The sequence below is a fragment of the Pseudomonas azerbaijanorientalis genome (assembly GCF_019139795.1).
Taxonomy (GTDB): Bacteria; Pseudomonadota; Gammaproteobacteria; order Pseudomonadales; family Pseudomonadaceae; genus Aquipseudomonas; species Aquipseudomonas laurylsulfatiphila.
In genome coordinates this window covers 4,172,393-4,184,184 of the sequence record NZ_CP077078.1, presented here as the reverse complement: position 1 = coordinate 4,184,184, position 11,792 = coordinate 4,172,393, and the positions used below count along the sequence as shown (strand labels likewise).

10 protein-coding genes are annotated in these 11,792 nt (G+C 60.4%); all 10 read right to left on the bottom strand.

All coding sequences use genetic code 11. The features are described 5' to 3' along the window. The gene (gene nuoJ, locus KSS91_RS18600) at nt 1-504 is read right to left on the bottom strand and encodes an NADH-quinone oxidoreductase subunit J (RefSeq protein WP_015094373.1); all 504 of its coding nucleotides are present in this window, start codon (nt 502-504) and stop codon (nt 1-3) included. 9 nt (nt 505-513) lie between these two features. Beyond that, on the bottom strand, nt 514-1,059 hold the full coding sequence (gene nuoI / locus KSS91_RS18595) for an NADH-quinone oxidoreductase subunit NuoI (RefSeq protein ID WP_015094374.1): 546 nt from the start codon (nt 1,057-1,059) through the stop codon (nt 514-516). 12 nt (nt 1,060-1,071) lie between these two features. Further along, nucleotides 1,072-2,079, bottom strand: coding sequence for an NADH-quinone oxidoreductase subunit NuoH (gene nuoH, locus KSS91_RS18590; RefSeq protein WP_217835706.1), 1,008 nt, complete (start codon nt 2,077-2,079; stop codon nt 1,072-1,074). After that, the gene (nuoG, locus tag KSS91_RS18585; protein ID WP_217835705.1) at nt 2,076-4,790 is read right to left on the bottom strand and encodes an NADH-quinone oxidoreductase subunit NuoG; all 2,715 of its coding nucleotides are present in this window, start codon (nt 4,788-4,790) and stop codon (nt 2,076-2,078) included. The genes nuoH and nuoG overlap by 4 nt, the downstream gene beginning before the upstream one ends. Nucleotides 4,791-4,926: 136 nt before the next feature. Next, a complete protein-coding gene (gene nuoF, locus KSS91_RS18580; protein WP_057714158.1) occupies nt 4,927-6,282 on the bottom strand; it encodes an NADH-quinone oxidoreductase subunit NuoF in 1,356 nt (451 codons plus the stop codon). Next, nucleotides 6,279-6,776 carry an NADH-quinone oxidoreductase subunit NuoE gene (gene nuoE, locus KSS91_RS18575; RefSeq protein ID WP_008020715.1) on the bottom strand — a complete coding sequence of 166 codons (498 nt, stop codon included), beginning with the start codon at nt 6,774-6,776 and terminating at the stop codon, nt 6,279-6,281. The genes nuoF and nuoE overlap by 4 nt, the downstream gene beginning before the upstream one ends. A gap of 2 nt (nt 6,777-6,778) precedes the next feature. Next, nucleotides 6,779-8,563 (bottom strand): NADH-quinone oxidoreductase subunit C/D, encoded by a 1,785-nt coding sequence (gene nuoC, locus KSS91_RS18570; RefSeq protein WP_008020717.1) that lies wholly within the window; start codon nt 8,561-8,563, stop codon nt 6,779-6,781. A gap of 72 nt (nt 8,564-8,635) precedes the next feature. Beyond that, nucleotides 8,636-9,310 (bottom strand): NuoB/complex I 20 kDa subunit family protein, encoded by a 675-nt coding sequence (locus KSS91_RS18565; protein ID WP_007970441.1) that lies wholly within the window; start codon nt 9,308-9,310, stop codon nt 8,636-8,638. Nucleotides 9,311-9,320: 10 nt separating this feature from the next. Further along, nucleotides 9,321-9,734 carry an NADH-quinone oxidoreductase subunit A gene (locus KSS91_RS18560; protein WP_003223812.1) on the bottom strand — a complete coding sequence of 138 codons (414 nt, stop codon included), beginning with the start codon at nt 9,732-9,734 and terminating at the stop codon, nt 9,321-9,323. Nucleotides 9,735-10,377: 643 nt separating this feature from the next. After that, nucleotides 10,378-11,703, bottom strand: coding sequence for an isocitrate lyase (gene aceA, locus KSS91_RS18555; protein WP_007970439.1), 1,326 nt, complete (start codon nt 11,701-11,703; stop codon nt 10,378-10,380). Nucleotides 11,704-11,792: the final 89 nt, after the last annotated feature.

The following is an 11,792-nucleotide window of genomic DNA, read 5'->3' as shown; positions in this document are numbered from 1 at the left end:
TCATTGCTCCTTGGCTTCGTTGCGGCCCAAGTGGAACGCCGTGACGGCTGCGGCGAGCAGCAGCATCGAGGCGAGTTCAACCACCAGCAGATAAGGACCGAACAGGCTGATGCCCACGGCCTTGGCGTCTACGGTGGTGTGGCCGATGGCTTCACCGGTCTGGTGGGAGAACAGCACGTACAGCAGTTCCACCAGCAGCAGCGTGGCGAGGAGGACCGGGCCGCCCCATATGCCAGGCTTGAGCCAGGCGCGCTCTTGCTGAACCGAGGCCGGGCCCAGGTTCAGCATCATCACCACGAACACGAACAGCACCATGATGGCGCCAGCGTAGGCGATCACTTCCAGGACACCGGCAAACGGTGCGCCGAGGGCGAAGAACGTCATGGCCACGGCGATCAGCGAAATGATCAGGTAGAGCAGGGCGTGCACAGGGTTGGTGTGGGTGATCACGCGAAGCGTGGACACCACAGCGATACCCGATGCGAAATAGAAAGCGAATTCCATCTTTCTTCCTTAAGGCAGCAAGCTCTTCACGTTGATCGGCTGGGCTTCGTTCTGCGCGGAGCCTTTCGGCTTCCCGGCAATCGCCATACCTGCAACACGATAGAAGTTGTAATCAGGGTTTTTGCCGGGGCCGGAGATCAGCAGATCTTCTTTCTCGTAGACCAGGTCCTGACGTTTGAACTCGGCCATCTCGAAATCCGGCGTCAGCTGGATCGCGGTGGTCGGGCAGGCTTCCTCGCAGAGGCCACAGAAAATGCAGCGCGAGAAGTTGATGCGGAAGAAGTCCGGGTACCAGCGACCGTCTTCGGTTTCAGCTTTCTGCAGCGAGATGCAACCGACCGGGCAGGCCACGGCGCACAGGTTGCAGGCTACGCAACGCTCTTCGCCGTCGGGGTCGCGGGTCAGGACGATACGCCCACGGTAGCGCGGCGGCAGGTAGACCGGTTCTTCCGGGTACTGCAGCGTGTCGCGCTTGCGGAAGGCGTGGCCGAAAATCATCACCAGGCTGCGAAGCTGGGTGTAGAAGCCATGCACGATGTCAAATATGTACTTCATGATTCTCTATCCTCACTGAGCCGCGACGGCGGGCGTGTTGAGCAACACGATCGCAGCGGTCACCAGCATGTTGACGAGGGTCAGCGGCAGGCAGAACTTCCAGCTGAAATCCATCACCTGGTCATACCGTGGGCGCGGGATCGAAGCGCGCAGCAGGATGAACATCATGATGAAGAACGCGGTTTTCAGTGCGAACCAGATGAACGGGATCTGCGGCAGGAGGCCGAACGGACCGTGCCAGCCACCGAAGAACAAGGTCACCAGCAACGCCGAAATCAACACGATGCCGATGTACTCGCCGACGAAGAACATGCCCCATTTCATGCCGGCGTATTCAATGTGGTAACCGTCGGCCAGTTCCTGTTCCGCTTCCGGCTGGTCGAACGGGTGACGGTGAGTCACGGCCACGCCCGCGATGAAGAAGGTCAGGAAGCCGAAGATCTGCGGAATGATGAACCACAGGTTCTGCGCTTGATATTCAACGATGTCGCGCATGTTGAACGAGCCGACCTGAATCACGATGCCCATCAGCGACAGGCCCATGAACACTTCATACGACACGGTTTGCGCCGAGGCACGCAAGCTGCCCAGCAGGGCGAACTTGTTGTTGCTCGACCAGCCGGCGAACAGCACCGCGTAGACCGAAAGGCCCGCCATGGCGAAGAAGAACAGGATGCCGATGTTGATGTCCGCCACGCCCCAGGTCGGAGTGATCGGGATGATCGCGAAGGCAATCAGCAGTGCGCTCATGGCCACGACCGGTGCCAGGGTGAAGATCATCTTGTCGGCGAATGGAGGCGTCCAGTCTTCCTTGAAGAACATCTTGATCATGTCGGCGGCGATCTGGAACGCGCCGAACGGGCCGACGCGGTTCGGACCGTAACGGTCCTGCCAGAGGGCGAGCAAACGACGTTCGACCCAGCTCAGCAGGGCGCCGCAGATCACCACGGCGAGCAGAATCACCACGGCCTTGAGGACCGTGATGATGATGTCGATCACTTCAGGAGTGAACCAGGTCATTGAGCTGCCTCCTGCAGACCGTCAACGGATTTGCCAAAGATCGCTGGCGGAATGCCGGCGATGCCCGCAGGCAATGCCACCAGGCCTGCGCCCAGTTCTTCATTGATGCGCAGCGGCAGACGCAGGGTCTGGCCGGCCACGTTCAGGCTCAGCATGGCACCGTCGTTGACGCCCAGGCGGTCGGCTTCGGACTTGGCCAGTGCAACGTAGGCCGCCGGAATGCGTTCCTGGACCGGAGCGGCTTTCGAAGAGTTTTCTTCGCTGCCGAACAGGTGGAAGAACGGCACGACCTGCCAGGTGCCTGGAGCCGGGTTGAACGCGCGCGGAACGCTGGCGAACCAGTTCAGCGAGTCACCGGCGCTTTCGATCAGGCGGGTGCCCGGGTCGCCAGCGCGGATGTGACCACCGACTTCGTCCTGGAACTTGTTCCAGGCTTGCGGCGAGTTCCAGCCCGGAGACCAGGCGAATGGCACTTGCTGACGCGGTTCGGCCGAACCCGAGTAACCTTCCATGGAGAAGGCGAACGCGGTGTCCTTGTCCTGCGGGGTACGCGGTTCGTGCACGCTGATGTCGGCGCGCATGGCGGTACGACCGGAGTAGCGCAGCGGTTCACGGGCCAGTTTCATGCCCTTGATACGGAACGCGGCGGACGGTGCGGCGTCGACAATGCGGTTCAGGACCGGTGTGCTGGAAGCGACAGCGGCGGTGACGTGGTCCAGCTGGGTCCAGTCGATCGGCTGGTTCAGCAGGGTGGCGCGCAGGGCATGCAGCCAGCGCCAGCCTTCGTGAACCAGGATGCTCGCGTCCATGTACTTCGGATCGAAGACCTGGAAGAAGCGCTGGGCGCGACCTTCCTGGCTGACCAGGGTACCGTCGCCTTCAGCAAAGCTGGCGGCTGGCAGCACCAGGTGCGCGCGATCGCTGGTGGCAGTCTTCTGATGGTCGGCGACGATCAGCACTTTGGCGGCAGTCAGGGCGGCATCGACACGGGCTTTGTCGGTACGGGTGTACAGATCGTTTTCCAGCACGACGATGGCGTCGGCCTTGCCATCGATTACGGCTTGCAGCGCAGCGTCGACCGATTCGCCACCGAGCATGGCCAGGCCGAGGCTGTTGGCCTCCGGCACGATCAGGCTGATGGAACCGTTCTTCTCGCGCAGCTTCAGGGCCTTGGCGATGTTCGCGGCAGCTTCGATCAGGGCTTTGGAGCCCAGGGAAGTACCGGCGATGATCAGTGGGCGCTTGGCCGCGAGCAGGGCGTCGGCAATGCGCTTGGCCAGTTCGAGGGCTTCAGCGTCCAGGCCTTCAACGGCCGGTGCGCTGGCGTCGAGGGCGTGAGCCACGGCGAAACCGATGCGGGCCAGATCGTCCGGAGCGGCGTGAACGCACTCTTCGGCGATGTCGTCGAGCTTGGTTTCAGCCAGGCTGGCGATGAACAGCGGGTTCAGCGCGTGCTGGCCAATGTTCTTCACCGCGGCGTCGAGCCAAGGCTGGACGCGCATGGCGTCGGCCATGTCTTCGGCCTTGCCCTTGACCGATTGACGCAGGGACAGGGCCATGCGCGCAGCGGTCTGGGTCAGGTCTTCACCGAGGACGAACACGGCGTCGTGGTCTTCGATGTCGCGCATGTTCGGCACTGGCAGCGGGCTGTCCTTGAGCACTTGCAGGACCAGGCGGATGCGTTCCAGTTCGGACGCTTCGATACCCGAATAGAAGTGCTCGGCGCCGACCAGTTCGCGCAACGCGTAGTTGCTTTCGAGGCTGGCGCGTGGCGAACCGATGCCGACGATGTTGCGACCGCGCAGCAAATCAGCAGCTTTATCCAGCGCTTCGTCGAGGCTCAGCTTGGTGCCATTGGCCAGCAGCGGCTGACGCGGACGGTCTTCACGGTTGACGTAGCCATAGCCGAAACGGCCACGGTCGCACAGGAAGTACTGGTTCACCGAACCGTTGAAACGGTTTTCGATGCGGCGCAGTTCACCGTAACGCTCGCCCGGAGAAATGTTGCAACCGCTGGAGCAGCCATGGCAGATGCTCGGCGAGAACTGCATGTCCCACTTGCGGTTGTAGCGCTCGGAGTGAGTCTTGTCGGTGAACACACCGGTCGGGCAGACCTCGGTGAGGTTGCCGGAGAACTCGCTTTCCAGGGTGCCGTCTTCAACGCGACCGAAGTACACGTTGTCGTGGGCGCCGAATACACCCAGATCGGTGCCGCCGGCGTAGTCCTTGTAGAAGCGCACGCAGCGGTAGCAAGCGATGCAGCGGTTCATTTCGTGGGAAATGAACGGGCCCAGTTGCTGGTTCTGGTGGGTACGCTTGGTGAAGCGGTAACGGCGCTCGTTGTGGCCGGTCATTACCGTCATGTCTTGCAGGTGGCAGTGACCGCCTTCCTCACAGACAGGGCAGTCGTGAGGGTGGTTGGTCATCAGCCATTCAACAACACTGGCGCGGAACGCCTTGGACTCTTCATCTTCGATGGAGATCCAGGTGTTGTCGGTGGCAGGGGTCATGCAGGACATGACGATGCGACCACGGGTGTCGTTCTCGTCGGTGTACTGCTTGACCGCGCACTGGCGGCAAGCGCCAACGCTGCCAAGGGCAGGGTGCCAGCAGAAATAAGGGATATCGAGGCCTAGCGACAGACATGCCTGTAACAGGTTGTCTGCCCCATCGACTTCGAGCTCTTTGCCGTCTACGTGGATAGTGGCCATGGTTCAAAGTTCTTCGTTGGCCCGGTGTCAGCGGGCGTGGCTAATGGAATCTTGTTATCCGCGTGAATCAACACAGCCGCTTACGGCGTCATCACACGAAAAGCGAAGGGCACGGACCCTTCGCCTTTTTAAGCGGTTACGCGCCGACTACGATCGGCCTTGCCAGAGGCGGGACGGCGGCGCTGACAGGCGCGATACCGGCTTCGAACTCATGGCGGAAGTATTTGATTGCGCTGCCCAACGGCTCCACGGCGCCCGGTGCGTGAGCACAGAAGGTCTTGCCCGGGCCGAGGAAACCGACCAGACCCAGCAGGGTCTCGATGTCGCCTGGCTGGCCTTCACCGTTCTCGATGGCCATCAGGAGCTTGACGCTCCATGGCAAGCCATCGCGGCACGGGGTGCAGAAGCCACAGGATTCGCGGGCGAAGAACTGCTCCATGTTGCGCAGCAGGGACACCATGTTGACGCTGTCGTCCACCGCCATGGCCAGGCCGGTACCCATACGGGTACCCACTTTGGCGATGCCGCCGGCGTACATTTGTGCGTCCAGGTGTTCCGGCAGCAGGAAGCCGGTACCGGCGCCGCCAGGCTGCCAGGCCTTGAGCTTGTAACCGTCGCGCATGCCACCGGCGTAGTCTTCGAACAGCTCGCGACCGGTGACGCCGAACGGCAATTCCCACAGGCCCGGGTTCTTGACCTTGCCGGAGAAGCCCATGAGCTTGGTGCCCATGTCTTCGCTACCTTCGCGAGCCAACGATTTGTACCAGTCCACGCCATCGGCAATGATTGCCGGCACGTTGCACAGGGTCTCGACGTTGTTCACGCAAGTCGGCTTGCCCCACACGCCAACGGCGGCAGGGAAGGGCGGCTTGGAGCGCGGGTTGGCGCGGCGGCCTTCCAGGGAGTTGATCAGTGCGGTTTCTTCACCGCAGATATAACGCCCGGCACCGGTGTGGACGAACAGCTCGAAATCGAAACCGCTGCCCAGGATGTTTTTACCCAGCAGGCCTGCTGCCTTGGCTTCTTCCACGGCACGGTTCAGGTGCTTGGCGGCGGTGGTGTATTCGCCACGCAGGAAGATGTAGCCGCGGTAGGTTTTCAGTGCGCGGGCACTGATCAGCATGCCTTCGATCAGCAGATGGGGCAGTTGCTCCATCAGCATGCGGTCTTTCCAGGTGTTCGGCTCCATTTCATCCGCGTTGCACAGCAGGTAGCGGATGTTGATGGATTCGTCCTTGGGCATCAGGCCCCACTTCACGCCCGTGGGGAAGCCTGCACCGCCGCGACCCTTGAGGCCGGAATCTTTCACGGTCTGGACGATGTCGTCCTGGGCCATGTCGGCGAAGGCCTTGCGCGCAGCTGCGTAACCGTTCTTGGCCTGGTACTCGTCGAGCCATACCGCTTCGCCGTCATCGCGCAGTCGCCAGGTGAGCGGGTGAGTCTCGGCCGAACGCTTGATGCGGTTGGCTGGACCGAAGGAAGTCAGGGTCATACGTAGCCCTCGAGCAATTTGGCAACGCCTGCTGGCTGCACATCACCGAAAGTGTCGTCGTCGATCATCAAGGCTGGTGCCTTGTCGCAGTTGCCGAGGCAGCAGACCGGCAGCAGGGTGAAACGACCGTCGGCGGTGGTCTGACCCAGGCCGATGCCGAGCTTGCTCTGGATTTCGCTGACCACGGACTCGTGGCCGCCGATGTAGCAGACCATGCTGTCGCAGACGCGAATGATGTGGCGGCCGACCGGCTGACGGAAGATCTGGCTGTAGAACGTCGCCACGCCTTCAACGTCGCTGGCCGGGATGCCGAGGATCTCGCCGATGGCGTACAGGGCGCCGTCCGGCACCCAGCCACGTTCCTTCTGGACGATCTTCAGGGCTTCGATCGACGCCGCGCGCGGGTCTTCGTAGTGATGCAACTCGTGCTCGATGGCCGAGCGCTCGGTTTCACTCAAGGTGAAACGGTCTGTCTGGATAAGCGTGCTGTTCATGCTTAGCGGTCCACGTCGGCCATAACGAAATCGATACTACCCAGGTACGCGATCAAGTCCGCGACCATGCTGCCTTTGATCACCGAAGGGATCTGCTGCAGGTGCGGGAAGCTTGGGGTGCGAATCCGGGTGCGGTAGCTCATGGTGCCGCCATCGCTCGTCAGGTAATAACTGTTGATGCCCTTGGTCGCTTCAATCATCTGGAAGGATTCGTTGGCCGGCATGACCGGGCCCCACGAAACCTGCAGGAAGTGCGTGATCAAGGTTTCGATGTGCTGCAGGGTGCGCTCTTTCGGCGGCGGCGTGGTCAGCGGGTGATCCGCCTTGTACGGGCCTTCCGGCATGTTGCGCAGGCACTGGTCGATGATCCTGATGCTCTGGCGCATCTCCTCGACACGCACGATGCAGCGGTCGTAGGCATCGCCATTGGCGGCCAGCGGCACTTCGAACTCGAAGTTCTCGTAGCCCGAGTACGGGCGCGCTTTACGCAGGTCGAAATCGCAACCGGTCGAACGCAGACCAGCACCGGTGACGCCCCATTCCAGGGCCTCTTTGGTGTTGTAGTCGGCGACGCCGATGGTCCGGCCACGCAGGATGCTATTGTCCAGGGCGGCTTTCTGGTATTCGTCCAGACGCTTGGGCATCCACTCGACGAAGTCCTTGACCAGTTTTTCCCAGCCGCGCGGCAGGTCGTGGGCGACGCCGCCGATGCGGTACCAGGCCGGGTGCAGGCGGAAACCGGTAATGGCCTCGATCACCGTGTACGCGCGCTGGCGGTCGGTGAAGGTGAAGAACACCGGAGTCATGGCGCCGACGTCCTGGATGTAGGTACCCAGGAACAGCAGGTGGCTGGTGATCCGGAAGAACTCGGCCATCATGATGCGGATGACATCGACCTTCTCGGGCACCTTGATGCCGGCCAGCTTCTCGACCGAGAGCACGTACGGCAGGTTGTTCATCACGCCGCCGAGGTAGTCGATACGGTCGGTGTACGGGATGAAGCTGTGCCACGACTGACGCTCGGCCATCTTCTCGGCGCCACGGTGGTGGTAGCCGATGTCCGGTACGCAATCGACGATCTCTTCACCGTCCAGCTGCAGGATGATGCGGAATGCACCGTGCGCCGAAGGGTGGTTCGGGCCGAGGTTGAGGAACATGTAGTCCTCGTTCGGGCCGGAGCGTTTCATGCCCCAGTCTTCCGGCTTGAAGCGCGCAGACTCTTCTTCGAGCTGCTGCTTGGCCAGGTTCAGGGTGAACGGGTCGAACTCGGTGGCGCGGGCCGGGAAGTCCTTGCGCAGCGGGTGACCTTCCCAGGTCGGCGGCATCATGATGCGCGACAGGTGCGGGTGGCCTTTGAAGTCGATGCCGTACATGTCCCAGACTTCACGCTCGTACCAGTTGGCGTTCGGCCAGATGCTGGTGACGGTCGGCAGGCTGAGGTCGCTCTCGGACAAGGCGACCTTGATCATTACGTCACTATTACGTTCGATCGACATCAAGTGGTAGAACACGGAGAAGTCGACGCCGTTCGGCAGCCCTTGACGCTTGGTACGCAGACGCTCGTCCACGCCGTGCAGGTCATAGAGCATGACGTACGGCTTGGGCAGGTTACGCAGGAAAGTCAGGACTTCGACGAGTTTGGCGCGGGCAACCCAAAGCACCGGCATGCCGGTGCGGGTAGGCTGGGCGGTGAACGCCTCCGGGCCAAAACGGTTGTTCAGTTCGACGACCACATCCTGGTCGTCTGCCTTGTAAGGCGGGATGTACAGAGCACTGCCTGTAGTCATGGTTATTTATCGCTTTCGGTCAACGTAAAGAATGAAGCCAGGTTCTCGTTCTATATAAGAAGCAGATCTGGATCAGACTTCGTCGGGGCTGCGCAGGTTGGTTACCTGAATACGCTGTTCGCGGCGCTTTTCCTTCTCGGAAGGCATCTCGGCGCGATACACGCCTTGATCGCCAACGACCCAGGAAAGTGGGCGACGCTCCTGGCCAATCGACTCCTGCAACAGCATCAGGCCTTGCAGGAAAGCTTCAGGGCGGGGCGGGCAGCCAGGCACGTAGACGTCCACGGGCAGGAACTTGTCCACCCCTTGAACGACGGAGTAGATGTCGTACATGCCACCGGAGTTGGCACACGAACCCATGGAAATAACCCATTTAGGCTCGAGCATTTGCTCGTAGAGACGCTGAATGATCGGCGCCATCTTGATGAAGCAGGTACCGGCGATAACCATGAAATCCGCCTGGCGCGGCGATGCCCGGATAACCTCGGCGCCAAAGCGCGCGATGTCGTGGGGCGCCGTGAAGGCGGTGGTCATTTCCACGTAGCAGCACGAAAGACCGAAGTTATACGGCCACAGGGAGTTCTTGCGCCCCCAGTTGATCGTGCCGTTGAGCACGTCTTCGAGCTTGCCCATGAAAATGTTTTTGTGGACTTGATCTTCTAACGGATCGGAAACGGTTTCCCGCTGGCCAATCGGATACTGCTCGTTAGGAGCATCGGGGTCGATCCTGGTGAGATTGTATTGCATTGCCAAAGCCTCATTGTTTCAGCTTCGCTTGCCGCTTGCGCCGAGCTTCCGGAGCCCAGTCAAGGGCGCCCACTCGGAATAGGTAGACAAGGCCTGCCAACAGAATTGCTATGAAAACGAGAGCTTCGACGAATCCGGTCCAGCCGCTTTCGCGGACGGACACAGACCATGCAAAGAGAAAGAGGGCTTCGATATCGAAGATCACGAAGAGCATCGCGACCAGATAGAATTTGGCTGAGAGCCGCAAGCGGGCGCCACCTGTAGGTAGCATGCCGGACTCGAACGGTTCGTTTTTGCTGCGGCCCCAGGCTTTTGACCCGAGGAGGCTGGAGACGCCCAGCATGAAGGCACAGAGGCCGACGACGCCTAGAAGGAAAATGGCAAAGCCCCAGTTGTGGGCCATGAGTCCTGTCGCTTCGGGCATGCTGGTAATCCTTAACAGAGAGCAAAGGTCTCTGAGCTTGAATAGAAACAAAAGCAGTGACGATATGTCGCAGCAATCAATCCCGCTGATTTTATGGCTAAACACCCGGCAAGTAAAATTCCCATAGCGAAATTATTTATAGGAATAAGGACATAGCGAGCCATAAAGGCCCTGCAGCCCATGCGTTACGGGCATTAGCGGACATTTCGTCAATTATGTTTTGTAGGGAATGTAACGAACATAGTTGCAGCTAAATGATAATCAATATTGTTTGGCTTGGTTTTTAATCTGCTTATCCTTCAGATGCTCGGGAAGTTGTCTTATATGGGCGTTACTGCAAGTAGCGACGGTGAGCGTTTTAGCGGATTTTTCTGACAGTGATAGCGCTCTGGATCAATGTTTCCATGGTCACCAGCATCACCTGTAGGAGCGAGCCCGCTCGCGATGGTGGTCAACGATGACGCAGGAGGCCTGAAAACCCGCGGTGTCCTCAGGTTCATCGCGAGCAGGCTCGCTCCTACAGGGGGGGGCATTGAGTCGCAGGCAAAAAAACGCCCCGAACCAGGCGGTCGGGGCGTCAGATGTGCAGCGTTGCGGTTAGCTTTCTATCGTGTCCGCAGCGGCTGTTTACTCAAGAAGCAGATCAGTGGAACTGTTCTTCTTCAGTCGAACCGGTCAGTGCGGTTACCGAAGACGAGCCACCCTGGATCACGGTGGTCATGTCGTCGAAGTAGCCGGTGCCCACTTCCTGCTGGTGGGCCACGAAGGTGTAACCCTTGGCGGCGTCAGCGAATTCCTGCTCTTGCAGCTTCACGTAGGCAGTCATGTCGTTGCGGGCGTAGTCGTGCGCCAGGTTGAACATGCTGTGCCACATGTTGTGAATGCCGGCCAGGGTGATGAACTGGTGCTTGTAGCCCATGGCGGACAGTTCGCGCTGGAACTTGGCGATGGTCGCGTCGTCCAGGTTTTTCTTCCAGTTGAAGGAAGGCGAGCAGTTGTACGACAGCAGTTGGTCCGGGTATTCCTTCTTGATCGCTTCAGCGAAGCGACGAGCCTCGTCCAGGTCCGGCTTGGCGGTTTCGCACCAGATCAGGTCGGCGTACGGAGCGTAGGCCAGGCCGCGAGCGATGGCCTGGTCCAGACCGGCGCGCACTTTGTAGAAGCCTTCCTGGGTACGTTCGCCGGTTACGAATGGCTGGTCGTACGGGTCGCAGTCGGAAGTCAGCAGGTCAGCGGCGTTGGCGTCGGTACGAGCCAGGATGATGGTCGGAGTACCGGCGACGTCAGCTGCCAGGCGGGCAGCGGTCAGCTTCTGCACGGCTTCCTGGGTAGGAACCAGTACCTTGCCGCCCATGTGGCCGCATTTCTTCACGGAAGCCAGCTGGTCTTCGAAGTGAACGCCGGCGGCGCCTGCTTCGATCATGCTTTTCATCAGCTCGTAGGCGTTCAGTACGCCGCCGAAACCGGCTTCGGCGTCAGCCACGATCGGTGCGAAGTAGTCGATGTAGCCAGCGTCGCCAGGGTTCTTGCCGGCTTTCCACTGGATCTGGTCGGCACGACGGAACGAGTTGTTGATGCGCTTGACCACGGTTGGAACCGAGTCCACCGGGTACAGCGACTGGTCCGGGTACATCGATTCGGCGGAGTTGTTGTCCGCAGCAACCTGCCAGCCCGACAGGTAGATCGCCTGGATACCGGCTTTGACTTGTTGCACAGCCTGGCCGCCGGTCAGGGCGCCCATGCAGTTGACGAAATCTTTCTCAGGACGGAAGGCTGGCTTGGCACCCTGGGTGACCAGGTTCCACAGCTTCTCGGCGCCCATTTTTGCAAAGGTGTGCTCAGGTTGAACCGAGCCACGCAGGCGGACGACGTCAGCAGCGGAGTAAGTGCGTGTCACGCCTTTCCAGCGCGGGTTTTCAGCCCAGTCTTTTTCGAGGGCTGCAATTTGCTGTTCGCGTGTCAGTGCCATGGGAGATAAACCTCGTCGCGTCTTTATGAAAAGTTGTTCTGCGGTGGAAAATTCCTGCGCTCGCTGACCAGAAGCTTAAGCGGTCAAGT